Source organism: Actinopolyspora mzabensis (genome assembly GCF_900101095.1).
Classification (GTDB): Bacteria; Actinomycetota; Actinomycetes; order Mycobacteriales; family Pseudonocardiaceae; genus Actinopolyspora; species Actinopolyspora mzabensis.
The window spans coordinates 148011-173728 of the sequence record NZ_FNFM01000010.1 but is presented as its reverse complement, the minus strand read 5'-3'; the positions used below and the strand labels follow the sequence as shown (position 1 = coordinate 173728).

The following is a 25718-nucleotide window of genomic DNA, read 5'->3' as shown; positions in this document are numbered from 1 at the left end:
TCGACCTTCGACCGAACGGTCGGAACCGATCAGCTGTTGGTCGATGTCGACGGGGCGGAAGCGGCGTCCAGCTCGTCCAGGAACCGGTCCACCGTGCCGCGCCGCCGGGCCTCGTCCTCGAGGGATTCACCGACGACCTTGCTCGCCAGATCAACGGCCTGCCTGCCGAGATCCTCACGCAGCTCCGCGATGACCTGCGAACGCTGCGCGGCGAGCTGTGCCTGCCCCTGGCTGACGATGCGGTCGCTCTCCTCCTGAGCCTGCGAGCGCATCTCGTCCAGGATCTGCTGCCCCTCGGCACGGGCATCGTCGCGGATCCTGGCGGCCTCCGCACGTGCCTCGGCGAGCTGTGCCTTGTACTGCTCCAGGGTGCGCTGTGCCTCGGCCTGCGCCTCCTCGGCCCGGGCGATGCCACCCTCGATCCGCTCACTGCGCTCCTGGTAGACCTTCTCGAAGCGCGGAACGGCGTACCTGTAGAGCACGAACAGGAGGGCGGCGAACGCGACGAAACCGACGATTATCTCGGCCGGAGCGGGCAGAATCGGATTGTGGCCCTCCGCTGCCAGCACCATCTTGTTCTCCATCAGGACTTCTCCCAACCCGTCAAGCTGTCGGAATCAGGCGTTGGAAGCGATGAAGTAGAGGACCAGACCGATCAGCGCCAGCACCTCGACCAGAACGAAGGAGATCCAGGCGATACCCATCAACTGGCCCTGCGCCTCGGGCTGGCGAGCGGTTCCGTTGATGACGGCCGACCAGATCAGACCAACGCCGATACCGGGACCGATCGCACCGACGCCGTAGCCGATGGCGGCCAGGCCCGGGTTGATGTTGCTTGCGGTCTCCGCAGCCTGTGCAAGAACGATGTTGCTCACTGTTACTACCTTTCAACTCGGTCCGCATAACACGCGGATCGTGAGGTCTCGATCTGTCCTTCAGTGGTCTTGCGCGAGTGCGGCACCGATGAAGTTGGCGGTGAGCACCGCGAAAATGTACGCCTGCAAGACCTGAATCAAGGCCTCGGCGAAGGTCAGAAGGATCGCGAAGGCGAAGCTGACGATGGAAACCGGCTTGAGCAGCGCACTCCCCTCGAGCAGCAGATACTGCCCGCCGAGAGTGAACACCAGCAGAATGAGGTGTCCGGCGAACATGGCCGCGAAGACTCGGATGGCCAGCGCCACCGGCTGAAACAGGAACTTCTGCAGGAACTCGATGGGGGCCAGCAGGATGTAGACCGGCTTGGGTACCCCCGGGGGGAACATCACATGCTTGAAGTACCCCAGGAAGCCGTGCCGTCGGAATCCCACGGTGTGGATAACGACGTAGACCATGAGGAACAGTGCGACCGGGAACCCGATCTTGGCCATCGTGGGGTACTGGATCAGCGGAATGATCCCGAACAGGTTGTTCACCAGGATGAAGGTGAACAGCCCGAAGATCAGCCCGATGAAGGGACGGAAGTGCTGCGCCCCGATCTGATCCCTGGCGATCGTGTTCCTGCTGAAGTCGTAGATGTACTCCGCCGCGAACTGAGCCTTGCCAGGTACCAACTTGAGATTGCGGGTGGCAATCAAGAAGTACGCACCGACGATGACAGCCGAGAGCACTACGAGCACGATCGGCTTGGTGACTTCACCAAAGATCGGCGGGAGGAAAAAGCTATCGACACCGGGCGGCTCGAAAGTTCCGCCCTGGCTCAACACCAGCGCGCCCAACTGGGCTCCTTCCGGTTCTCCCGGCTGGAGCTAACTCCACCGGGGGAATCGTCACGATTTGCACTCAACGTACCTGATACACGATCGAGGACTTAGGGGCCCTCCCACCGGCCAGGTCCCGCCAGGCAAGTCCCACGGGACGGACCACGACTTCCGGCGACGGAGGACGTACTCGCGTCGAAACCCGAGTTACCTGCGCAGCGAATCCTACCATTCGGTAACAAAACGGTCGTAACACCCACGCGCCGGGAGGGGTCACCCGAGCGGGCCGGACCGTTCAGGAGCGGTCGGCCACCGCGATCGTGGGGGTCCTGGTCCTGCGGAAACCGCGTACCTCGGCCGCGGCCCACACCAGGACCGTGACCAGTATCGTCAGCGCCACGGACTCCACGTGGACGAAGTCGAGTCCACGCAGCAGGGTCACCACCACGAACAGCACGATCATCTTCCCGATGTAGCCGCCCAACGCGGCGACCATCACGAACATCGGGTGAAAATCGGCTGTACTTCGCATCAACCACAGCGTGAGCAACGACGAACCGAAAGCCACCGCGCCACCGATCAATCCGCCCAACAGCCCCGGCATCCCTGCCAGGAAAGCGGCGACGACCGTGCACAACAGCACGGCCAGGGCACCCGGCAGTACGGCGGCGCGAAGCATCGCCGCGGCCAACCGGCGCACCGTCCGGGCGTGCGGATTCGTCTCCTCGGCCGTGGGCCGGTCGGTGTCGTCGGGCGTTCCGGTCGCTTCCGTCATCACTCTCCCGCCGCGAAGTTCTACTTGGTCCTCATTCGGGGTATCGCGGATACGGTACCCGCTACGAGCACCGCGAAGCCCACAGCCCATGCCACGAGAAGCATATCGTCGAACAGCGTGAGCGAGACGGCACCGAACGCGACCACGCCCGCCCACAGGTAGATGAGCAGCACCGCGCGCCGCTGCGAGTGCCCCAGCTCGAGCAACCGGTGGTGCAGGTGCATCTTGTCGGCGTGGAACGGGCTCTTGCCCGCCCTGGTCCTGCGCACCACTGCCAGGCTCAGGTCGAGCAGTGGCACGAACAGCACCGCAGCCACCACCAGCAACGGGGCGAACAACCCGAAGGCGTCCAGGCTCGTGGGGTCCATCTTGCCCGCGGCGGTGGTGCTGGCCGAGGCGAGCATCAGCCCGATCAGCATGGATCCCGAATCCCCCATGAAGATGCGAGCGGGCTGGAAGTTGTGCGGCAGAAAGCCGAGACAGGCTCCGGCTATGGTCGCCGCGATGAGCGCGGGGGGGTAAGCGGTGACATCGCCGCCCTGGTCGTTGAGCAGTCCCAGGCAGAACGCGCAGGTCGCGCTGGCGGCTATCAGACCTATGCCGGAGGCGAGCCCGTCCAGCCCGTCGACGAAGTTCATGGCGTTGACCATGGCCACGGTCAGCAGCACCGTCAGCAGCTGCCCCTGGTTTCCGCTGAGCACCAGCACCGAACCGGACTCACCGCCCTGGCCGCCGGGCAGCATGTACCACTGCACGCCCATCAGCACCAGGATCCCCGCGGCGGTGACCTGGCCGGCCAGCTTGGTCCACGAATCGAGTTCGAAACGGTCGTCCAACGCGCCGACAAGTGTGATCAACCCACCGGCGAAGATCACCGCGAGCGCGTCGTTGGAATAGTCGAACCCGCGGGAGAGGGCGGGCAGATTGTCGGCCAGGAACATGCCGCCGAGCACGCCGAAGTACATCGCGACCCCGCCCATCCTGGGGATGGGCGTCGAGTGCACGTCCCGACGTCTGGGGTGCGCCACGGCCCGGCTGCGGATGGCGAACACCCGGATCAGCCCGGTGAGCAGGAAAGTCACGGCCGCGGAAGTCAGACACACCAGCAAGTACTCGCGTGCGGGCAACCCGACCGGCGCCCAGGAGGGGACGGTGTCCATCATCGCCACCTAGCCGTGCGTGGGAACGTGGCACACGACACCGCTTTGATCCCACGACAGCACAGTCACCGTTGATTGCTCCTCGTCATCTTCCGGGACGACCACGAAAAAATCGGCGTAACCGCGCCGACGCGCCGTTGCCGACAATCGCGCGGCGGAGGACGAAGGCGTCGTCCACTGGCCGCGCACGCTCGTTCACGCTATCGAGAAGTCATGCGGCGCGCCGCGCGGGTCCACACCCACGGCCCCGGGGTATCACCTCGGCACCGTTTCAGCAGGTCAATACTCTGCGGGGCCCAGAACGACCCGAATTCCACGCAGCCACGGTTCACCCGTCCGCGGGAACAGCGGATCGAACGAACAGTGGTACGAGACCAACGGCGCGTTACTCCGCGGGCAGCTCGACACCCAGTTCGGCGGCCAGCTCGTCCCGACTCACCGCTCCTTCACGCAGCACCCTCGGCTGGTCCCCGGTAAGGTCCACGATCGTGGAAGCGACGGGTTCGCCGGAGGGGCCACCGTCCAGATAGACCGGGACGGCCTCACCGAGCTGCTCCCGGGCCTGTTCCACGTTGGCGGCGGGGGGATTGCCGGTGGTGTTGGCACTCGAGACCGCCATGGGGCCGACCTCGCGCAACAGATCCAGGGCCACCGGGTGCAGCGGCATCCGAAGGTTGACCGTGCCGCGGGTCTCCCCCAGATCCCAGGAGAGGGAGGGGGCCTGGGGCAGAATCAGCGAGAGCCCCCCGGGCCAGAACGCCTCGATGAGGGCCCGGGCCTGCCGCGGCACGGACATGACCAATCCGTCGACGGTGTTCCACGAGCCAACCAGCACCGGAACGGGCATGTCGGCGCCGCGTCCCTTCGCCGAGAGCAATGCGCGGACCGCCTCCGGGTCGAACGCGTCCGCACCGATTCCGTAAACCGTGTCGGTCGGCAGGACAACCAGTCCACCGCCGCGCACCGAACTCGCAGCCCTGCGCAGGCCGGCACTGCGACCGTCCGGGCTCTCGCAATCATAGACCGTGCTCACGGTCTCAAATCCTGGCACGTACTCGAAGCTCGGCTGCGAGTGGTACCTCCACCAGCGCACCGGACGACGTGTCGGGGCGATCGCTTTCGTCGGGATCGACGACGGTCCCGGGAGGAACCCCTGGTCCCGCCCGCGAGACCGCCGCGCCGCGAGGCGCGGGGTCAGGTGCAGGACACTCGACCGCGCACCCGAGTTCCGTCATGGGATCCCGGCGGGGTCATGGTGATCCTCTCGGCCGTGGCGAAACGTGGCCGCCCCGCCAGGTCCGAATGATCGTGCACCTCGGTCAGCGCCCCGCTGTCGTTCATGAGCGCGGGCACCGCCTCGGCGTGCGTGTCGTCGTGCTCGACCGCTAGAACCCCACCGGGACGCAGCAGGCCGATGGCACGCGTCAGCACGTGCGGCACGACATCGAGCCCATCGCGACCGGCGAAAACCGCCGTGTAAGGGTCGTACTCCCACACCTCCGGAGGCACCGGAGTGCCTTCCGGCACGTAGGGCGGATTGCAGACCACCAGGTCAACCAGTCCGTCGAACTCGGTGAGCAGGGTGGAATCGGTGACATCCCCGGCGACCACCTCCACCGAGGTCCCCCCGGTGGCACGAAGCGAGTCGGCGTTGTACCGAGCCCATTCCAACGTGGCCGGATCGTTGTCCACGGCGAGCACCCGAGCCTCGGGACGCTGCTGGGCCACGGCCAGTGCGAGTGCGCCGGATCCGGTACACAGATCCACCACGAGGGGGGCGCGTACCGACTGGATCCGGGTCAACGCCCACTCCAGCAGCTGTTCGGTTTCCGGGCGAGGGACGAACACCCCTGGACCGACGGAGAGCGTCGTGCTTCCCAACGCGGCCGTACCTGTCAGATGCTGCAGCGGGACACGTTCCGCCCGACGGCGTACCAACTCGTGCAGTGAGTCGAGCACGGCGGGTTCGGGCGGCGGCAGCAGCGGCAACCGAGGGCGCTCGACACCGAGCAGGTGAGACGCGAGTGACTCCACGTCGGCACGTGGACTGGGAATGCCCGCCGCCGCCAACACGCGCTCGCCCTCCAGGATGGCCAACCGCAACGGCTTTCGTTCCACGGTGGTGACGATCCTTTCAGCATGCTCACCAGGGACGGGCTCGGCGAGAATCACCGTGCGCCGCCCGAGAGCTTCGGAGGGGTTAGAGAACGGATCGGGGGCCCGACGTGCCCGGTGATCGAGCCCGGACGGCCTCACGAGCTCCGGCCCGCGGACCGGGGGGAAACCCGGATCAGACGCCGGCCTGCATCCGTTCGTTCCGATCGGCCTCGCGCAGCGCGCCGAGTACCGAATCCAACTCGCCTTCGAGCACGTGGTCGAGGTTGTACGCCTTGAAGTTGATGCGGTGGTCGGAGATCCGGTTCTCCGGGAAGTTGTAGGTACGCACCCGCTCCGAGCGATCCACGGTGCGGACCTGGCTGCGTCGTGTCTCGGCTACCTCGCGTTCGGCCTCTTCCTCGGCCATGGCCTGCAGCCGAGCGCGCAGCACCTGGATGGCGCGCAGTTTGTTCTGCAGCTGCGACTTCTCGTTCTGGCAAGCCACCACGACGCCCGAGGGAAGGTGGGTGATGCGTACCGCGGAGTCGGTCGTGTTCACGCTCTGGCCACCCGGCCCCGAGGAACGGTAGACGTCGATGCGCAGGTCCTTCTCGTCGACCTCGACCTCGACCTCCTCCGGCTCGGGGTAAACCAGCACGCCCGCCGCGGAGGTGTGCACTCTTCCCTGCGACTCGGTCACGGGAACACGCTGCACTCGGTGCACCCCGCCCTCGAACTTGAGCTTGGACCAAACTCCTTCGAGACCGGGTTCGCCCTTGGACTTGACCGTGGCGATGACGTCCTTGTAGCCGCCGAGGTCGGATTCAGTGGAGCCGAGTATCTCGGCATGCCAACCCTGCCGCTCCGCGAACCGCAGATACATCCGGAGCAGATCACCGGCGAACAGTGCCGACTCCTCGCCGCCCTCGCCGGACTTGATCTCCAACACGACATCGGAGCCGTCGCGTTGATCACGCGGCGCCAACAGCTCGGCGAGCCTGTCCTCCAGCTCCGGGATGCGTTGCTCGAGCTGGTCGGCCTCACTGGCCAGCCCGGGGTCCTCGTCGGCGAGTTCCCGCGCCGTGGCCAGGTCGGAGCGGGCGTTCTCGAGCTCTCGCGCCGTACGCACGATCGGAGTCAGCTCGGCGTGTCGCTTGCCGAGTCTACGGGCCCGCGCCTGGTCGGCATGGACGTCCGGATCCGCGAGCCGCCCTTCGAGCTCGGTGTACTCGGCGAGCAACTCCTCGAGCCTCGACGTCTCCACGGTGCTCCCCACTTTCGCTACGAGTCCGACACGAGAACGGCGCCCACCACGTTGGCGAAAACGGCGGGCGCCGCGGACCCGGCTACTTCTTGGTGCGAGCGTTCTGCGGACGACGGCCGTACCGAGCCTCGAACTTGGCCACGCGGCCGCCGGTGTCCAGGATCTTCTGCTTGCCCGTGTAGAACGGGTGGCAGTTGGAGCAGACCTCGACGCTGATGTGCCCACTGGTCTTGGTGCTGCGGGTGGTGAAGCTCTGCCCGCAGTCGCAGATGACCTGGGTCTCGACGTACTCGGGGTGAATCTCGCTCTTCATGTCTCGTCCTCTCTTCGTGGCACCGGGTCCTCGCGGCGTCGACCGGAGGTGAACCGGCACCGGAACGGATTCCGATTCTGTCAGACCGGGGACCGCTGCTCGGCAACGCCCGAGGCAGCGTGGGTATTCCCGGAGGAGGCGAGTTCCGTCACGGGCCTAACGAGCCGCGTGGACGGGGCCTGTGCCGCGAGGTGGGTTCGGCAGCACCGAGAAGGCGGCGGGAGCCACCCTCCGGCAGCTCACCGCACCACCGACACGGCCCGTCCCGCGCGGTCCCCTACTCGTCCTCCTTGCCCGGAGTGGTCTTGGCGACCTGGGTGAGGAACTCGATGTTGGTACGGGTCTTGCGCAACTGGTCCCGGACCAGCTCGAGCGCCTGCTGCGTGTCCAACGCCGCCAGCACCCGACGCAACTTCTGGTGCACGGCCAGTTCGTCGGACGACATCAGCAACTCGTCCTTACGAGTGCTGGAGGCGTCCACGTCCACCGCCGGGAACAGCTGCTTGTTGGCCAGCTTGCGGTCGAGCTTGAGCTCGGCGTTGCCGGTGCCCTTGAACTCCTCGAAAATCACGGTGTCCATGGCGGAACCGGTTTCCACCAGGGCGGTGGCGAAAATGGTCAGCGAACCGCCGTTCTCGATGTTGCGTGCCGCGCCTAGGAACCGCTTGGGCGGATACAGCGCCGTGGAGTCCACACCACCGGACAGGATCCGGCCGGACGCGGGCGCGGAGAGGTTGTAGGCACGCCCGAGACGCGTGATCGAGTCCAACAGCACCACCACGTCGTGTCCCATCTCGACCAACCGCTTGGCACGCTCGATGGATAGCTCGGCGACAGTGGTGTGGTCCGACGGCGGGCGGTCGAAAGTGGAGGCGATGACCTCACCCTTGACCGAGCGCTGCATGTCGGTGACCTCTTCGGGGCGCTCGTCGGCGAGCACGACCATCAGGTGGCACTCGGGGTTGTTCGTGGTGATCGAGTTGGCGATCGACTGCAGGATCATCGTCTTGCCCGCCTTGGGCGGGGAGACGATCAGTGCCCGCTGCCCCTTGCCGACCGGCATGACCAGGTCGATGACCCTGCTGGTCATACCCTGCGGGTCGGTTTCCAGACGGAGCCGCTCGTTGGGGTAGAGCGGAGTGAGCTTGTGGAACTCCGAACGCTTCTTGGCGGCCTCGGGCTCCAGACCGTTGATGGCGTCGACCCGCACCAGCGGGTTGAACTTCTGCCGTTGCTGCTCACCCTCGCGAGGCTGCCGGACCACACCCTTGAGGGCGTCACCACGACGCAGTCCGTACTTGCGCACGAGCGAGAGCGAGACGTAGACGTCATTGGGGCCCGCGAGATAGCCGGAGGTCCGGACGAACGCGTAGTTCTCCAGCACGTCGAGGATGCCTGCCACGGGTAGCAGCACGTCGTCGTCGCGCACCTCGGGCTCGTTGTTGTCCCCGCGGCCACGCCCGCGTCTGCGGTCCCGGAAACGGCGGCTGCGCCTGTTGCCGCGATCCTCGTCGTCCTGCCGGTTGTTGTCGTTGCGGTTGTCGCCACGAGCGTCCCGGCGGTTCTCCTGCCTGTCGCCGCTACCGCCGTCCTGGCGGTCCTGGCGGTCCTGGCGGTTGTCGGTGCGCTCCGCGCGACCTCCGCCGTCCGCGCCGCCGCCTCGGTCGCTGCGGTCGCCGCGATCGTCCTGTTCCTGGTTGCCGGACGGACGCTGCGAGGAACGGCGACGACGGTTGTTCCGACGTCCTTCCTCACCGGATCCGTCGTTACCGGAACGACGTGAACCGCCCCGGTTCGGCGCGGAACCGTTCGAACGTTTCTCGGTACCGGATTCGGTGGCCGAGTCCTGGGCATCGTCCTTATCGGAGGGCGAGCCCGCGGCGGGTTTGCCGGAGGTCCGTTCCGACGTCCGGTTCCCGGAGCCCTGCTCCTTGCCGACTCGGCCCTTGGTCTGCTGCCCCTTGGGGCCTTGGCTTTCGGTGTCCTGGGGGTTGTTCTCCGGGGCCGCCTGCTGGTCGAGAGTCGGCTGACGGGTACCGGACTCCGCCTGGCGCGGCGCGGCGGCACCTCCCTGACGCTCCTTGATTGCGGCGATCAGGTCGCCCTTGCGCAGGCCCGTGGTGTCGATCCCCAATTCGCCGGCGAGTTGCCGCAGTTCGGCGAGCACCATGCCCGACAGGCCACCCCGGCGGCGTGCGCTGCCGTTGGTTCCTGATCCGGAGGCTGCCTGCTGCGACTCGGACTCCTGCCCGCCGGAGGGAGAGACGCCGTTGGTCGTCTCGCTGCTCAACAGATCGGTGTTGCTCACGAATGTCCTTCCTGACCGGATCCGCGCCTCCTACGCGGCCCAGCGGATTACCCCGCTCGCTGCGAACACGAGCGGCCTTGTAGTGCTACCGGCCCCTTTATCGAATGAACTCGACGAGGACACCCGGCGCGCGTGGTGTCGGCACCCACTCGAAAACCGGCAGCACCGGGCAGCGGAGACGCCCGACTCGCGCACCCGTGGTGGTATCACTCGTCCACAGCGGTACCACCACCTGCCGGAACAACCGTGACCGTTTCCGTTCACCACCCGGATGCATGCCTTGCTGCTCACTCGTTACCGGACTCACCGAATCAACCGGTCTCGACGAGGTCCGCACTGCCCGTTCGGAGCGCGATCCCGCGCGGTCGCGGAATACGGCGACCCGAGGGGCCGAAGCCTCCACTGTGGTCACCGAGTTATTCGTGACTGCCGTGCGGAACCACAATCCGTAACGCCAGAGCTCCCAGTCCGACACCGGCAACTGCGTGAAGTTCGACTCGACGACACGAACCCCATTGAGTTGACAACTCCTGCCTCGGCCACCGCGCTCGGCCACTCGCCATCCTGATCTTCACCCTGAAGGTGTAGTCGATTCACAGCGAGGGATGCATCCCGGAAAGAAGCTTCCGGGCAAGGCACCGGCGCCGATGCGCCCGGTGACTGATTGACCTTGAGGGTATACGCCGAGTCACTCCGGTGCAACAACCAAGAGCATGACACGCCCACCGGCGGAGCGCCCCTACCCGGTCTCGAGTTTGTCGGGCTCCCCCGCCGAATCACGAGCCCGATACGACAGCACGGGAAATCACCGGCCGCGGCTACCGTGCCCCCGGGCCTCGCGGACCCTACGATCCGACGACGGCGATGCCGACATTTCCTTTATACCACTCGAAACCCCGAGGACCACGACCCCGGCCCCGCTCGGGAGCCACCGCCCCGAGGCGCCTGCCGGGAGACCCGTCGGGAACAGCTTGGTCGAAACCGCGGGGGCCGGCGGAACCACCCCGAGGACGAGCGGGAAACGACGCCGGTGACCACCGCGCCGGTCAACCCATCCGGTCGACCCACACGCCGGTCCGATCCACATCCAGTCGCTTGACCTCGAAGTCCCCCGCCACCGACGGGTCGGGAAGCTCACCGCCGGGCGGCAGGGCGAACACGGTGGGGCCCGCTCCGGAAACAACGGCGGGCACGCCGCTATTCCGGAGCCGGTGGACGAGCTCCAGCGTTTCCGGCATCGCGGGCCCGCGGTACTCCTGGTGCAGCCGGTCCTCCGTGGCCTCGAGCAGCAGTTCCGGCTCGGTGGTCAACGCGTGCACGGCCAGAGCCGTGCGGCCGGCGGCGAACACCGCGTCGGAGTGAGGCACCGTCTCCGGCAACAACCCCCGCATCGTGTGCGTAGCGGATTCCGCGGTGGGGACGAACACCACGGGGGCCAGCTCCGAATGGGGTTCCAGTCGAACGGATCGATAACGATTTTCCACATTCCACGCGACAACCAGCCCGCCGAACAGCGCCGCCGCGACATTGTCGGCATGTCCCTCGTACGAGGCAGCCAGCCGCAGCGCCTCCGGACGCACCCGTTCGGCTCGCACGTCGAGCCCGGCCAGCCGGTAACCGGCTGCCACCCCGGCGACGATCGCGGCCGCGGACGAGCCGAGCCCCCGCGCGTGCGGCACGGTGTTCGTGCAACGCAGCCGCAGCGCGGGTGGTGACACACCGAGCCGATCCATGGTCGCGTGCAGCACCCGAACCACCAGATGACTCTCGTCGACTGGCACCTCACCGGCGCCGGAACCGGTTACCTCGACCCGCGCGGTCCGCGGCTCGGCATCCGTGCGGGTGATCTCCACCACGTCGTGCAGCGCCAACGCCACGGCCAGCGTGTCGAACCCGGAACCGAGATTCGCGGTGGAGGCCGGAACGGTCACCCGGAACGCGGCATCCGTGCCGCCCGTGGCCGATTCGGCGTCGTAACCGGAGGGAAGGACGGTACCGGAACTCAAGACAGCTCCAGAGCCGTTGCCACCGCATCCGGATCGACCGGCAGGGGCTCGACCTCCACCATGTCGGCCAACGCGGTGTCCGGATCCTTGAGACCGTGCCCGGTGACCGTGCACACCACCGTGGAACCGCTCGGTAACCGCCCGTCGGCCGAGGTGGCGAGCAGCCCGGCGATACTCGAAGCCGAGGCGGGTTCCACGAAAACGCCCTCCTTCGATGCCAGCAGTCGGTAGGCGTCCAGGATCCGCTCGTCGGTGATCGCCTCGAACAAACCGTTCGAGGCGTTCTTGGCGTCCACCGCCCCGGTCCAGGAGGCCGGGCTGCCGACCCGGATCGCAGTGGCCACGGTTTCGGGCGAGGCGACGGGCTCACCGGAAACCAGGGGCGCTGCGCCCGCGGCCTGGAAACCGAACATCGCCGGCGCGCGATCGCTGCGCCCCTCGTCGGCGTACTGGCTGTAACCGGCCCAGTAAGCGGTGATGTTCCCCGCGTTGCCCACCGGCAGGCAGTGCACGTCCGGCGCCGTGCCGAGCGCGTCGCAGATCTCGAAAGCGGCCGTCTTCTGGCCGGCCAACCGAACCGGATTGACGGAGTTGACCAACGTAACCGGGTACTCCGCCGCCGTTTTGCGCGCCAGCTCCAGACAGTCGTCGAAGCTCCCCCGCACCTGCAGGATCCGCGCACCGTGCACCACGGACTGGGCGAGCTTGCCCATGGCGATCTTGCCCTGCGGCACGAGCACGGCCGAGGTCATCCCGGCACGTGTGGCGTAGGCCGCCGCCGAGGCGGAGGTGTTGCCGGTGGAGGCGCAGATCACGGCACGCATGCCCGCGGCCTTGGCGTGGGTCATCGCCACCGTCATCCCGCGGTCCTTGAACGAACCGGTCGGATTGGCACCTTCGACCTTGACGAGGACCCGGCAACCGGTCAGTTCCGACAGGTACGGGGCCGGCACCAGCGGGGTGTTGCCCTCGTGCAGGCTCACCACCTCGGCTTCGTCGGGAACTCCGATCCGGTCACCGTAGGCCTCGATGATCCCACGCCAACCGGTACCTGCCCCGGCCGCCGCGAGTTGTGCTTGCGAGGTCAAGACTGTTCACCCTCCACACGCATAACGCTGGCGACCTCGTTGACCGAGGAGAGCCGTGCGATCTGTTCCACGGTGGCGCGCAGCGCGGAGTCCGCGGCGGTGTGGGTGACCACCACGAGGCTGGCATCGGCCCCCCGGCCCTGCTGCCGAACCACGGAGATACTGACGTCGTGCTCGTTGAACGTGGCGGCCACCTGGGAAAGCACACCCGGCCGGTCGGCCACGTCCAGGCTGATGTGGTACCGCGTGGGAGTCCAGTCCATGGCACGCGCGGGAAGCTGCGCGTGCGCGGACTCGCGCGGTCCCTTGCCGGAAACCACCACGTTGCGGGCGGCGGCGACGAGGTCGCCCAGCACCGCGCTGGCGGTGGGAGCACCACCGGCTCCCTGCCCGTAGAACATGAGCTGCCCCGCGGACTCGGCCTCGACGAAGACCGCGTTGAACGCCCCGCCGACCCCGGCCAGTGGATGATCACGCGGAATCATGGCCGGGTGCACGCGCGCGGAGACGGATTCGGTGCCGTCCTCGTCGATCACACGCTCGCAGATGGCCAGCAGCTTGACCGTGCGGTTCAGCGAACGGGCCGCCTCGATGTCCCCGGCCCCGATACCCGAGATCCCCTCCCGGTGGACGTCACCCGCACCGACCCGGGTGTGGAAGGCCAGTGAAGCCAGGATGGCTGCCTTGGAAGCGGCGTCGAATCCGTCGACGTCGGCCGTGGGATCGGCCTCGGCGTACCCGAGCCGGTTCGCCTCCTCCAGGGTCTCCTCGTAACCGGCGCCCGTGGAGTCCATGGCCGAGAGGATGTAGTTGCTGGTGCCGTTGACGATCCCGGTCACCCGGTTGATGCGATCGCCCGCCAGCGACTCCCGGAGCGGACGAAGCAGCGGAATCGCCCCGGCCACGGCCGCCTCGAAGTAGATGTCCACCCCGTTGGCGTCGGCAGCCGCGTACAGCTCCGAGCCGTGCTCGGCCAGCAGAGCCTTGTTGGCGGTCACCACGGACTTGCCCGCGCGCAGGGCGGCCAGCAACAGCGAACGCGCGGGTTCGATACCGCCGATCAGCTCCACGATCACGTCCGCGCTGCCCTCGACCAGGGCGGCGGCGTCCGTGGTCAGCAGCTGCTCGGGTACATCGGGGTGCTTGTGCGGACGACGTACCGCCACGCCGGTGACGCGAACCGGCGCACCGGTTCGAGCAGCGTACTCGGTGGGATGCTCCTGCAGCAGGCGCACCACCTCGGTGCCGACGGTGCCGCAGCCCAGCAGCGCCACCCTGATCGGTTCCCGATCCTCGATCACTCACACCTCCAGGCGAAGCAGGTCGTCCTCGGTCTCCCTGCGTAGCAACAACCGCGACTGCCCGTCGCGTACCGCGACGACCGCGGGCTTGGGGAGTCGGTTGTAATTGCTGGCCATCACGTAGCAGTACGCACCGGTGGCGGCCACCGCCACCAGATCCCCCGGTGCGACATCCTCGGGCATCCAGCTGTCGCGCACCACCACGTCGCCGGATTCGCAGTGTTTGCCCACGATGCGGGACAGCACACCGCTCCGTTCCCCGGCACGGGAGACCAGTCGGCAGTCGTATGCGGCGTCGTAGAGCGAAGTGCGGATGTTGTCACTCATCCCACCGTCGACGCTTATGTAGCGGCGGGAAGCCCCACCGTCGAGTGCGACGTCCTTGATCGTGCCCACTTCGTAGAGCGTGACCGTGCCGGGGCCCGCGATGGCACGGCCCGGTTCGACGGCTATCCGGGGCGGGTCGAACCCGGCAGCCACGCACTCCTTGCGCACGATCTCGTGCAGGCCGGCGGCGAGTTCGGCGGGCGGCAGCGGATCGTCGTCCGCGGTGTAGGCGATGCCCTGTCCACCGCCCAGGTCCACCGTTTCGACCGGCTGCAGCGCCTGCTCACCGTGTTCGGCACGCAGGTCGGCCAGCAGACCGATCACTCGGTGCGCCGCCAGTTCGAAGCCGTTGTCGTCGAAGATCTGCGAGCCGATGTGGCTGTGCAGCCCCACCAACAGCAGTGAATCCGACTTCAGCACCCGGCGCGCCGCTTCGGCGGCGTCCCCGGAGGCGAGTGAGAAACCGAACTTCTGGTCCTCGTGCGCGGTGGCGATGAATTCGTGGGTGTGCGCCTCCACACCCACGGTCAGCCGGATCATCACCCGCTGGCGCGTGCCGTGCTCGGCGGCGAGGTGCTCCAGCCTGGCGATCTCGTGGAACGAGTCGAGCACGATCGCGCCCACACCGGCCTCGAGCGCGGACGTCAGCTCCGCGGTGGACTTGTTGTTGCCGTGCATGGCGATGCGCTCCGGGGGGAAACCGGCTCGCAACGCCACTCGCAGTTCGCCACCACTGCAGACGTCCAGTCCGAGGCCCTCCTGGTCGACCCAGCGCGCCACCTCGGTGCACAGGAACGCCTTGGCGGCGTAGTGCACCGCGGCGGGGTCCCCGAACGCGGCGGTGTACTCCCGGCACCGGGCGCGGAAGTCGTCCTCGTCGAGCACGAACAACGGCGTGCCGTGCTGCTCGGCCAGTTCACGGACGTCGCATCCGGCGACGGTGGTCACCCCGTCGACCCCCCGGGCCGCGTTGCGGGGCCATACGGCGGGGTGCAGCCGATTGGTCTCCTCCACCGAGGAGGGGGCGGGGCCGGCGGCATCGGCGTTCACGGCGACGTCGGCGTGCCTCGGCCCGGCCGGGTGGGCGCGCATCATGCGCCTCCTCTACATCTGTTCGGGAGCACTGACACCGAGCAGGCTCAGGCCGTTCGCCAGCACTTGGCGGGCCGCTTCGCAGAGCTGCAGCCGGGCGATGGTCAACGGCCCCGGCTGATCGTCCCCTGGTTGCAGGACGCGGCAGGAGTCGTAGAAGCGGTGGTACGCGCTGGCCAGGTCCTCCAGGTAGCGGGCCACCCGGTGCGGCTCGCGCAGCTCCGCGGCCGAGCGCACCACCCTGGGGAACTCACCCAGCGTACGGATCAGATCGCCTTCCCGGTCGTGCGTGAGCAGGGCCAGGTCCGCGGCCTCGACGTCGCCTCGGTCGATACCGAGCGAAAGCGCGTTGCGCTGCAACGAGGACAGCCTGGCGTGCGCGTACTGCACGTAGAAGACCGGGTTCTCGTTGGTGTGCTTGCTGATGAGGTCGAGGTCGATGTCCACGGCCGAGTCCACGGAGGAACGGATCAGGGAGTAGCGAGCCGCGTCCACCCCGACCGCCTCGACGAGGTCCTCGAGCGTGACGACCGTGCCCGCGCGTTTGCTCATCCGCACCGGCTCGCCGTGCCGGACCAGGTTGACCAGCTGGCCGATGAGAACCTCCACCGAGTCGGGGTCCTGTCCCATCGCCGCCGCGGCGGCCTTCAGCCGCGAGACGTAGCCGTGGTGGTCCGCACCGAGCATGTACAGGCAGAGTTGGAAGCCGCGATCGCTCTTGTCCCGCAGGTAGGCGATGTCACCGGCGATGTAGGCGGGCGCGCCGTCGCTCTTTATGACGACCCTGTCCTTGTCGTCGCCGAACTCGGAGGAACGCAACCACCACGCGCCATCCGCGTGGTAGAGGTTGCCGGAGTCCTTGAGCCGCTGCACGCACTCGGCGACCGCACCGGAGTTGTGCAGCGAATCCTCGTGGAAGAAGACGTCGAAATCGGTGCCGAACTCGTGCAGGCTGCGCTTGATCTCGTCGAACATGAGTCCGACGCCGACCCTGCGGAACACCTCGTCGCGTTCCTCGGCTGGCAACGCGAGCACGTCGTCCGAGCGGGAGTTCACGACCTCGGAGGCGATCTCGGCGATGTACTCCCCGCCGTAACCGTCCTCCGGGATCTCCTCGCCGCGCGCGGTGGCGACGAGTGAACGCACGAAGCGGTCGATCTGCGCACCGGCGTCGTTGAAGTAGTACTCCCTGGTCACCTCGGCGCCCTGCGCCGCGAGCACGCGCCCGAGCGCGTCACCGACGGCGGCCCAACGACTTCCCCCCAGGTGAATGGGACCGGTCGGGTTGGCCGAGACGAATTCCAGGTTGACCCGCAGCCCGCTGTAGAGCTCACCCGCGCCGAAGGCCGCCTGCCTGGTCAGCACGTCGCGGACGATGGCCGCCTGGGCATCGGCGGCGAGTCGGAGGTTGAGGAAACCTGGTCCCGCCACCTCGGCGGAGGTGATCTCGTCGCGTTGTGCGAGCGATTCGGCGAGCCAGCCCGCCAGTTCCCGGGGGTTGAGACCGGCCGGTTTGGCGACCTGCATGGCCAGGTTGGTCGCGTAGTCGCCGTGCTCCGGGTTTCGGGGGCGCTCGACCGTGACCTTCTCCGGCAGCACCGAGGTGTCCACCCCTCGGGCGGACAGGACGTCGGCAGCGGTCGTTCGGACGAGTTCGGCAAGCGCGGCTGGTGTCACCTGATGAAGTCTAAGAAAGCAATGCCGCTGGTTAACGAGCGGGTGGCCGGGACAGTGGGTTCCGGAACGAACCGGGCGAACATCATCTCACCATCTGAGAGAGTGACAGCCGGTGGTGCGGTCGTGCGGCTCGATCTGCAGGGTCGCGTGCTCGATGTGGTAACGCTCGGACAGCAGCCGCTGGGCACTGGCCAGCACGTCGCAGTGGTCGGCCTCGGAGACGGTGGTGAGGTGAGCCGAGGCGACCTCCATGCCGGAGGTCAGGGTCCACACGTGCAGATCGTGCACCTCCGTCACCGGCTCGATGTCGACGAGATCACCGTGCATCCGCTCGACGTCGAGCCCCTCCGGTGCCTGTTGCACCAGAATGCGCAGCGCCTGCCGTGCCAGCTTGTAGGTGCGGGGCAGCACGAACAGGCCCACCGCGACGGCCACGATCGGATCCGCCAGCCCCCAGCCGAAGGCCCAGGTGAGCGCACCGCCGAGCAGCACACCGACCGAACCGACGGTGTCGGCGAGCACCTCCAGATAGGCGCCGCGCACGTTGAGGCTCTCGTCCGCGCCACCTCGCAGCAGCGCGAACACCACGAGATTGGCCACCAGCCCGGCCGCGGCGGTGAGCATCATCGGCAGGCCCGGGACCTCCGGAGGGTTCGCCAGGCGCCCGATCGCCTCGTAGAGGATGTATCCCGCCACACCGAACAGCAGCACGGCATTGGCCAGGGCCGCCAACACCTCCACCCGGTAGAGCCCGAAAGTGCTCCTGGAGCCGGAGGTCCGACGCGCGGCGGTGATGGCGGCCAGGGCCATTCCGATGCCGAGCACGTCGGTGAGCATGTGCCCCGCGTCGGAGAGCAGTGCCAGTGAGGACGTCATGAACCCGACGACCACTTCGACGACCAGGAACGCCAGCAGCACGAGCAGGGAGAGCGCGAGTCTGCGCACGTAACGTCCCGAGGCACTGGCGACCGCGTCACCGGTTCCGCCGTGTCCGTGACCGTGTCCCACAGCCGCACCTCCCGAATCGCTTCCGACGGACACATAGTGACATACGCATAAGTCGGCGCAACAAGAAACACGCACCACACGAGTGACATCACTCACGAAGGGAGCCCCAGCGGGTCCCGGCCCGGGCCAACCGATCGGGGGCGCCCGATGCGGGAGGACCACCACGGGACACCCGGATCGGTGCACCCGCGACGAACGAACGGAACACCCGGACCCGACCCGCGAAGCACGGCCCCGCGGGCGGCCGCGAGCACGCTCGTGGGAGCGGCCGACCCGAGCCGAACGGACGGGACGGACTCGGCGACGAGGCACGGACGCCGAGGCGCGGACAGCCGAGACGCTGCTCACGAACGCCCGATCACCCCCACCGTCGAACCCCGGCACGGTATGGGTTAAGCTTTGGGAAGTTCAACAGCAAAGCCCTCGTAGCTCAGCGGATAGAGCACCGCCCTCCGGAGGCGGGTGTCGCAGGTTCGAGTCCTGCCGAGGGCACCCTTCGTCAATCGCCCAATCGTCGGGCGCTTACTCCCCGCCCCCGCTGGTTCCCCATGCCGTTCGAGAAGTGAACGTGTCCAGCTGTGGTGGATGGCAGCGGTGACCCCGCTTACGCTGCCAACTCGGCGGCTGTCCCTCCGATGCCCAGTTGCTCGGCAGGGAGACCCGCAGGGAGTTCACCAGACCTCGCCAGGCCGAATACAGCACTGCTCGATCAGATGGTCCCGGCGGCTCATTAGCGAGCACGCTGACAAGCAGGAGAACAGCCCCACCTCCGGCCGGGTTCGGATCGTCTAACTCGCAGGAGCGACCGGGAGCGCCGCCAGAAGCTGTCGAAGTTTGGCAGAGCGTGATGTGTCCTTGAGAAAGTAGCTCGGATAGCGTTCTTTTACGACGTCCAAGCTCTCAGCACCTACGAGCAGGACATCAACAGCGGGATCAGCTCCCCCGAGCCTGGACAGGAACCTTTGCTCCGTCTTGCTGTAGTCTTCCGCGGCGCGCTCGGGATCCTCGTACTCATAGACATCCGTACGGCCTATGTGACGATGCTGGACCAGTAGGAACCATGTGTCGTTTCGCATCATGCACGCACCTCCCACTGAGCCCAAGCCTGCAGTTCCCTTGTTGCTGTTTGTAGCGGATTTGGATCTATATCAGAGTGTGCCACACCGGTATCGAGCAACCAATAGTAGTTGGCAAGCTCACGGAAGTATGACAAAACCACGTCCGGTCCTTGCTCATGCTTAAGGTCCGTCCCCAGCGCACCGTCCCAGGCCTCAATCAGCTCAGCCCACTCCTGTTGGTTCTCCGTACGAAGCTGAACTTCAATTTTGAACCCGTCCCGGCGACACCAGTGGTGTAACGCACGGTAACCACCAGTGTGGGGAGACTGTTGTAATCCCGCAGCTTGGAAATCGTAAGCGACCTGGCATTGGCAAGTTGCTCGCTGGCGTCTCGAACCTTGTTCAAGTCCGGAAGCACTGCTCGGCAACCAGCTATATCCTCGATCTCCCCCAGCCTGGGTTTGTCACGAACAAGCTTTCCGACGATGCTCTCGATCCTCTTGAGCCGTTGGGTGACCAAACCAGCCTGCGAATCACGCCCTTGAAGACGCCTCACGATCTGACCAAGACCGCTCCTCGTCTTGACAAGAGCCGATGAGTGCAACGAGCGCCAGTGATTGATAAGTGCCGCATCCGCCTCCGCTTGTTCACCATCCAATTCGAACTCTTGCGGGGCAGTCACCCGCTTCCGGACGCGATCGCCGACCACCTTCAGCTGGTTCTTCGAAGGAAGCTCGCCAGTGAGCACGTACGTGATATTTCTTTGCACTCACCGTAACCTATTAGTCCGGTTGATCCATGTGACATCCCACCCGACCGACAGCCGGATCCTTGGTGGACATGCGGTGAAACCAAGGCGAACGAACTTCATCGACCTGGACAGTCGTGGCAGATGCCATCCTCTGGATGATCTACGTCTCTGTGCTACATCCGAGGCACGCGCCACCGAGCAGCGACGGCAATAGACGACGACCATCGTGCGCGACAAACACGGTCACCAGCTCAATCGCCTCGAAGATCGAGAGGAATAACTCGATCGGAACGACGTCCGGAGGTGCTGCGGCTACCGTTCGAGCGGTAGCTGACCCGGGGTGTTCTACAACCTGCGAGAGGTCGGGTAGGCGATGATCATCTCAGTAGTTTCATCCGCCCAGTTCGACCAGGACAGAGCGTTCGGCCATGATCGGCAGCTGGCTGCCCGGTGTACACAAGAGCTGATGATGCTGCGAGCTGCGAACCGTGCCGCGAACCGCGGGTCGGACTGTGCGAGGTCGTCCAGATGGAGCTCAGTGGACTCGAGAAGTGCACGCTGAATCGTATCGGGCGCTTGGAGCCCGCGCTCCACGCTTTCACCGATTGTCCACTGAGCAGTTCGGGGAAAGCTCCGGTGCGTGCGGAGAAGGTGCGCGCCACCGCATGAGTGAAGGCGCCGATAATACCGCGTAGCCCAGCAGGAGCCTCGCTGAGCGCTTCGGCGACTTCGATCTCCAGCTGTTCGACCAGGTGGTCCTTTACAGCTTTGAGAAGCTGTTCTTTGCCGGTGAAACGACGGTAGATCGCTCCCACCGATACGCCTGCGTGCTCGGCGACCGCTGCGACCGTGAACTCGTCGAGACCACCGTTGCTCAGTACGTGCTCGGCGGAGATCAGCACCTTCTGCGGGGATGCCCGACTGCGGGCCTGCTGCGGGGGGGCGGAAGAACGAACCGACGACATCGCGGAGTTCACCGAGCTCGGCGACTTCCTGCACATGCCGCTGCGGACGTACTCAGCGGGCATGCGGGTTCGTCTGGCACTCGGCGTGATCACCACTATCGCCCCGGAGATCCTGATCCTCGACGAAGGCTTGGGCGCCGTCGACGCCGCTTTCATGGCCAAAGCGCGGCGGCGGCTGGTGGATCTGGTCAATCGATCGGGAATGCTGGTGTTCGCCTCGCACTCCGACGAACTCCTGCTGGAGTTGTGCACCACGGCGATCTGGATGGACGAAGGCCGGATCCGAATGCATGGTTCGGTGCACGAGATACTCACCACCTACAAGGGAGACGAACCCTACGTTGTCCCGAAGCGAAGTGGACAACTGCTGGACTCGCTTACACACCATCGTCACGACATCCGCTGGTGCCTACCCTCATCGAAAGGTTTCGCCGAGCTGGCCACACAGGCAACACAACCTTCGTCAATTTCTCGCGAAATCGCCGGGCGCGTGCCCCGCGGCCTCGCGCGGGGCACGTTTTCCGGTCACCGGTAGAGAGATTCCCGGTCACCGGTAGAGATCCGCCGTGAGCATCGGCCAGGAACGGTGCAGTGCGCGTTCCCAGTACGGCCAGCTGTGGGTTCCCCGGCCGTAGAAGTCCGTGGTCACGGGAATGCCGTTGGCCCGCAGCTTGCGCACGAAGAACTTCGAGGTGTACAGCGCCGAGGATTCGAGGACGTCGAGCTTCGGCTTCGGGTCCAACGGTCCAGCGATGCCGTTACCACCGGACACGTAGAGATCGGTGCCGCGCAGCGCGCCGACGTTGTTGTAAGGGTTGTGGGCGCGCCACAGCTCCCGGTTCGCCCGATCGTCTCCCCAGAGCGCTCTCCAGTCGTAGTACCCCTCGCGGATGAGGATTCCCTTGACGATCTCGGGCACGAACGGGCCGGTGGTGTGGAGCATGCCGCTGTAGGAGGCCGCCGCCCGGAACATGTCCGGATGCCGGAAGGCGTAGTGCATCGCCCCGAACCCGCCGATGGAGATACCCGCGACCGCTCTGCGGGTCCCCGCGTTGTAGTTGCGTTCGAGGATCTGCCGCACCTCGGTGAGGTGAAAGGTCTCCCAGTCCGGGACGGTGGCCACTCCGAAGTTGCGCCACTGGCTGTACATCCCCGCGGAGCCGTCACTGGGCATGACCACCATGACGGGTTCGTCGGCGACGAACCGGCGAACATCGGTGAACTCGGTCCACGAGCGGTAGTCGGCGGGCTCACAGCAGCCGTGCAGCAGGTAGAGCACCGGCCATTCCTTCGAGGGCTGCGCACGCCAGCCGGGGGGCAACAGCACCCGCACCATCCCGACGTCCGCCAGCGAGGGGGACCTGATCCCGAGATCCAGCGCCCGTTGCCCCACCCAGTTGCGCGAGACGATCCGCGCACCGTTGTCGGCTGGCTCGCCGCGCGCGCCGGCATCCTCGGCCACCCAGGACGGCAGCTCGGCGGCGAAAAGCTCGGCATCTGGCCCCTCGGGACCGTCGGAGCCTGCCGCCACTCCGGGAACGGTGGCAACGGGCAACTGTGAGATCACCAGCACGAGCGACACCGCGAGTGCGCGTCCGGCACCGCGCAAGGTTCTTCGTATCGACAAGAGCTCATCGCCTCGAATTCTTCACTCGACTCGTCGGTCGCACCCCTGGAGCGGGGGTCGGTGGAAACGGGTCGCAGCAGTGACCAGGCCAGTACCGCCGCGATCACCTGCAGCAGGGCCGCGAGCAGAACTCCGTGCGTGTAGCCCGCTGCCAGCGCGGCCGGTTCCGCACTGCCGGTAGCGATGCGGTGCCGCAGCACGGTGGAAACGACCAGGCCGACAACCGCAACCCCGAAAGCGCTGGACAGTTCCCGGGACGCGGTGAGCACCCCGGAAGCGGTCCCCGCGTCGTCCTGGTCGCTGTGGTCCAACGCGTGGGAGGTGATCGGGGCGGTGAAGGCCGATCCCGCGCCGATCAGCAACAGCGCCGGGACGCGCGGGAGTATCGCAGCGAGGGTGTTGACCGCGGCGAGTCCGAACAGGCCCAGCGCGACCACACCGAGCCCGCAGGCGACCACCCGATGTGTGCCGAACGCGCGCGCCGCCGGCCCCACCAGCGGTGTCGCGGCGGTCACCCCGAACGCGACCACCACCAGCGGGAGACCCGCCGTACCGGGGTCCAGGCCGAGATAGCTCTGGTGCACCAGCGGGGTGAAGAAGACCACCCCACTGATGCCCAGCCCCCACAGCAGCAACAGCACGTTGGCTCCCGGGAACACTCGCCCGCGCAACAGCCGCGGCGGCACCAGGGGCGCGCTCGCACAGCGCTCACCGAGCACGAAGCCCGCCAGGAGCAGCGCGCCGAGCACTCCCAGCAGCGGCACCGACCACGATGGGCCCGCGCCGGCCTCCGAAGCTGTCACCAGTGCCGATGTCAGCAGCACCAGTCCGCTGGTCACCGCCAGCGCGGCGGACAGCCGCACCTTGGCGGCGCTTCGCCGGTCACGTTGTGAAGTGCCGAGCGAGACCAACACCACGGCGGGAAGCACGAAGGGCAGGTTGCCGTAGAAGATCCAGCTCCAGTGCAGGTACTGCGAAACCACACCCCCCAGCCAGGGGCCGAGCGCCAGCGCCGCGGCCAGGGCCGCGGTCCAGGTGGCGGCGGCGGTGGCTCGTAGTCGTTCCGGGAGTTCGGTGCGCAGCAGTCGCAGGGTTCCCGGCACGATGAAAGCGGCGGCGACGCCCTGGCAGGTCCGCCCCAGCAGCAACGGGACGGCGCTGCCCGCCGCGCCGCAGACCACGGCTCCGGCCGCGAACACACCGAGACCCGCCAGCAGCGCACGATCCCCGAGTCGGTCGAGCACGGTTCCCGCGAGCAGCACCAACCCGGCATAGGGCAGCATGTAGGCGATGCTGACCCACTGCAGCGTCGCGAGGCCGATTCCCAGGTCACGTGCCACGGAGGGCGCGGCGGCGGCGACGATCGTGTTGTCCAGCGCCGTGACGAAGCCGACGAACGCCACCACGGTCAGCACCAGCAGGGGAGACCGTCCCGGGCTCGTCTCGATGTGGGCTGTATCACTGGGGAGCGCTGTCATGGGCTCAGCTGATCGGGGCTCGTCATCGGATGTCGACACCTCCGGGTGGTCGAACTCGTGAACGGGATCTCGCGGGAGACACCCTTCCCGGTGACGGAGTACTCGTGGCCGGTACACCGAAGCGGGACGGAATCCGAATCGACCCGTAAGGTCCACACTCGACTCCCGAACAATCCGCTCCTCGGCTCACCGAGTTCCGTGGCGGAAAGCTACTGGCCAGGGGATCTCCGCACAACCGGAAACCGCGGTGCGGGCAACGATCCATAATCCCGGTGACAAACAGGGTCCGCAACGGACTCACCCCGATGCGCGAAACGGCGCCGTTGGCACGGGGTTGCCATAACCGGAATCCGGAGTTGTCCGCGAAATGACGGAGAAACGAGCGATCCGGCTCCATTGGTCACTTTTCACTCGTTTGGAGCATTGAAAATTTTCCCGTCGTACTCGGATGCTGAATTCGCCGTTTCACGAATCCAATGACTCCGCGTAGTCCCACGAGGAAAACCGGGTTTCGGTTTCGGGTTCGGGGTGAAAACGGCGACCTGAAAATCCTCGGTCGCTGCGCGCGAACGCGGTCTCGCCCAGTGCGCTTCGGACGGCCGGGAATCCGAGAGGAGCCAGGATGAACCGAGCGGCGCGACTACTGCGCGGTCTGGTGGCAGGCGCGGGTGCCCTGGCACTGGCCACTGTCACCGGGATCGGGGTGACGGGTGTTTCCAGTGCCGAGACCACCGCGGGGGAAACCGGCCCGCGCCAGGACGACTTCCTGAGCGCGTTCGCGTACTCGAAGTATCACCCGAACGCCGTACCCGCCGGATCGAACGATTTCTCGTGCGAACCGGGGAACGAGCACCCGAATCCGGTGGTGCTGGTGCACGGGACCTTCGAGAATCGGTACGACAACTGGGCGGAGCTGTCGCCGGAGCTGGCCGAACGCGGCTACTGCGTGTTCTCGCTGAACTACGGCGGCGGCGCGAACAGCGCGATCAAGGGAACCGGCGAGATCACCAGCTCCGCAAGGGAGCTGAGCGGGTTCGTCGACCGGGTACTCGCCGCCACCGGGGCCGAGAAGGTGGACATCGTGGGCCATTCCCAGGGCGGGATGATGCCCAGGTACTACATCGGGAATCTGGGCGGTGCGTCCGTTGTGGATTCGCTCGTCGCCCTCGTCCCCTCCAACCACGGCACCACCCTGTACGGGCTCAGCCATCTGGCCGGTTTCCTGCCCGAAGGGCAGCCCCCGTGCGCCTCGTGCACGCAGCAACTGGCGGGATCCGACTTCATCACGGAGCTGAACTCGGACGGTGAAACCGTACCGGGAGTGGACTACACCAACATCGCCACCAGGTACGACGAGGTGGTCACGCCCTACACCTCCGCCTTCCTGGCAGCGGGTCCCAACGTGACGAACCTGACGTTGCAGGACTACTGTGCCGTCGACCTGACCGAACACATCGGTATCTCCTACAACGGGACGGCGCAGCAGCTGGTGTTCAACGCCCTGGATCCGGCCGACGCGCAGCGCCCCGGCTGCTGATGTGGGAATCCCGCAGCGCGAGCTTCGGGTAGTTGGTCCGTTGACCGGCAGGTGAGTCGGTGCCTTACGGCGTGGGGCCGGCTCTTGAGTAGCCGGGGGCGGCGCGGCGATTTCGCGAGAAATCGACTCGTCGCCCCGGAATCGGGGCTCTCGCTGCTGGGAGGCCCCGACATCGCTCAGGTAGGGCGG

General features: G+C 66.8%; 21 protein-coding genes, 1 tRNA gene and 1 pseudogene. 3 read left to right on the top strand and 20 right to left on the bottom strand.

Features of this window, described 5'->3' with window-relative positions:
* Window positions 1-29 precede the first annotated feature (29 nt).
* The 16 genes from BLR41_RS17555 to BLR41_RS17475 form a co-directional block, all read right to left on the bottom strand.
* A complete protein-coding gene (locus BLR41_RS17555; RefSeq protein WP_092630058.1) occupies window positions 30-584 on the bottom strand; it encodes a F0F1 ATP synthase subunit B in 555 nt (184 codons plus the stop codon).
* Window positions 585-617: 33 nt separating this feature from the next.
* Entirely contained in the window at window positions 618-875 is a 258-nt protein-coding gene (locus BLR41_RS17550; RefSeq protein ID WP_092630055.1) for an ATP synthase subunit c family protein, read from the bottom strand.
* Window positions 876-935: 60 nt separating this feature from the next.
* A complete protein-coding gene (gene atpB / locus BLR41_RS17545) occupies window positions 936-1715 on the bottom strand; it encodes a F0F1 ATP synthase subunit A (RefSeq protein ID WP_092630053.1) in 780 nt (259 codons plus the stop codon).
* Window positions 1716-1992: 277 nt separating this feature from the next.
* Window positions 1993-2472 carry a Cg1360 family ATP-synthase-associated protein gene (locus tag BLR41_RS17540; protein ID WP_092630050.1) on the bottom strand — a complete coding sequence of 160 codons (480 nt, stop codon included), beginning with the start codon at window positions 2470-2472 and terminating at the stop codon, window positions 1993-1995.
* 20 nt (window positions 2473-2492) lie between these two features.
* Window positions 2493-3632 carry an MraY family glycosyltransferase gene (locus tag BLR41_RS17535; protein WP_092630386.1) on the bottom strand — a complete coding sequence of 380 codons (1140 nt, stop codon included), beginning with the start codon at window positions 3630-3632 and terminating at the stop codon, window positions 2493-2495.
* A gap of 385 nt (window positions 3633-4017) precedes the next feature.
* Entirely contained in the window at window positions 4018-4665 is a 648-nt protein-coding gene (locus BLR41_RS17530; protein ID WP_092630383.1) for an L-threonylcarbamoyladenylate synthase, read from the bottom strand.
* 161 nt (window positions 4666-4826) lie between these two features.
* Window positions 4827-5750: a peptide chain release factor N(5)-glutamine methyltransferase gene (gene prmC, locus BLR41_RS17525; RefSeq protein ID WP_092630380.1), complete on the bottom strand. Its 924-nt coding sequence runs from the start codon at window positions 5748-5750 to the stop codon at window positions 4827-4829.
* 172 nt (window positions 5751-5922) lie between these two features.
* Window positions 5923-6993 (bottom strand): peptide chain release factor 1, encoded by a 1071-nt coding sequence (gene prfA / locus BLR41_RS17520; RefSeq protein ID WP_092630047.1) that lies wholly within the window; start codon window positions 6991-6993, stop codon window positions 5923-5925.
* Window positions 6994-7075: 82 nt separating this feature from the next.
* Window positions 7076-7306, bottom strand: coding sequence for a 50S ribosomal protein L31 (gene rpmE / locus BLR41_RS17515; protein ID WP_092630044.1), 231 nt, complete (start codon window positions 7304-7306; stop codon window positions 7076-7078).
* Window positions 7307-7583: 277 nt separating this feature from the next.
* Entirely contained in the window at window positions 7584-9614 is a 2031-nt protein-coding gene (gene rho / locus BLR41_RS17510) for a transcription termination factor Rho (RefSeq protein WP_092630041.1), read from the bottom strand.
* 1046 nt (window positions 9615-10660) lie between these two features.
* Window positions 10661-11545, bottom strand: coding sequence for a homoserine kinase (gene thrB, locus BLR41_RS17500; protein WP_342745391.1), 885 nt, complete (start codon window positions 11543-11545; stop codon window positions 10661-10663).
* A 71-nt stretch (window positions 11546-11616) separates the two neighbouring features.
* Window positions 11617-12708: a threonine synthase gene (thrC, locus tag BLR41_RS17495; RefSeq protein WP_092630032.1), complete on the bottom strand. Its 1092-nt coding sequence runs from the start codon at window positions 12706-12708 to the stop codon at window positions 11617-11619.
* Window positions 12705-14009: a homoserine dehydrogenase gene (locus BLR41_RS17490; protein WP_092630029.1), complete on the bottom strand. Its 1305-nt coding sequence runs from the start codon at window positions 14007-14009 to the stop codon at window positions 12705-12707. The genes thrC and BLR41_RS17490 overlap by 4 nt, the downstream gene beginning before the upstream one ends.
* A complete protein-coding gene (gene lysA / locus BLR41_RS17485) occupies window positions 14010-15428 on the bottom strand; it encodes a diaminopimelate decarboxylase (RefSeq protein WP_092630377.1) in 1419 nt (472 codons plus the stop codon).
* A 12-nt stretch (window positions 15429-15440) separates the two neighbouring features.
* Entirely contained in the window at window positions 15441-17105 is a 1665-nt protein-coding gene (gene argS, locus BLR41_RS17480; RefSeq protein WP_092630026.1) for an arginine--tRNA ligase, read from the bottom strand.
* 87 nt (window positions 17106-17192) lie between these two features.
* Window positions 17193-18113 (bottom strand): cation diffusion facilitator family transporter, encoded by a 921-nt coding sequence (locus BLR41_RS17475; protein WP_092630023.1) that lies wholly within the window; start codon window positions 18111-18113, stop codon window positions 17193-17195.
* Window positions 18114-18532: 419 nt separating this feature from the next.
* On the opposite strand from BLR41_RS17475, the gene BLR41_RS17465 reads away from it, so the two are divergent.
* Window positions 18533-18605, top strand: a tRNA-Arg gene (locus tag BLR41_RS17465).
* Window positions 18606-19388: 783 nt separating this feature from the next.
* On the opposite strand, the gene BLR41_RS17455 is transcribed toward BLR41_RS17465, so the two are convergent.
* Window positions 19389-19940, bottom strand: coding sequence for a nucleotidyltransferase family protein (locus BLR41_RS17455; RefSeq protein ID WP_092630014.1), 552 nt, complete (start codon window positions 19938-19940; stop codon window positions 19389-19391).
* A 359-nt stretch (window positions 19941-20299) separates the two neighbouring features.
* On the bottom strand, window positions 20300-20824 hold the full coding sequence (locus BLR41_RS17450; protein WP_218120216.1) for a TetR/AcrR family transcriptional regulator: 525 nt from the start codon (window positions 20822-20824) through the stop codon (window positions 20300-20302).
* Between the two features lie 43 nt (window positions 20825-20867).
* On the opposite strand from BLR41_RS17450, the pseudogene BLR41_RS23885 reads away from it, so the two are divergent.
* A pseudogene (locus BLR41_RS23885) lies at window positions 20868-21227 on the top strand (ABC transporter ATP-binding protein); the annotation flags it as partial.
* Window positions 21228-21434: 207 nt separating this feature from the next.
* On the opposite strand, the gene BLR41_RS17440 reads toward BLR41_RS23885, so the two are convergent.
* Both BLR41_RS17440 and BLR41_RS17435 read right to left on the bottom strand, forming a co-directional pair.
* The gene (locus tag BLR41_RS17440) at window positions 21435-22460 is read right to left on the bottom strand and encodes an alpha/beta hydrolase (protein WP_218120214.1); all 1026 of its coding nucleotides are present in this window, start codon (window positions 22458-22460) and stop codon (window positions 21435-21437) included.
* A complete protein-coding gene (locus BLR41_RS17435) occupies window positions 22451-23992 on the bottom strand; it encodes an MFS transporter (RefSeq protein ID WP_092630011.1) in 1542 nt (513 codons plus the stop codon). Before BLR41_RS17435 ends, BLR41_RS17440 begins: the two co-directional genes overlap by 10 nt.
* A gap of 622 nt (window positions 23993-24614) precedes the next feature.
* On the opposite strand from BLR41_RS17435, the gene BLR41_RS17425 reads away from it, so the two are divergent.
* Complete coding sequence (locus BLR41_RS17425; RefSeq protein WP_092630005.1) at window positions 24615-25529, top strand: esterase/lipase family protein; 915 nt, start codon at window positions 24615-24617, stop codon at window positions 25527-25529.
* The last annotated feature ends 189 nt before the right edge of the window (window positions 25530-25718 follow it).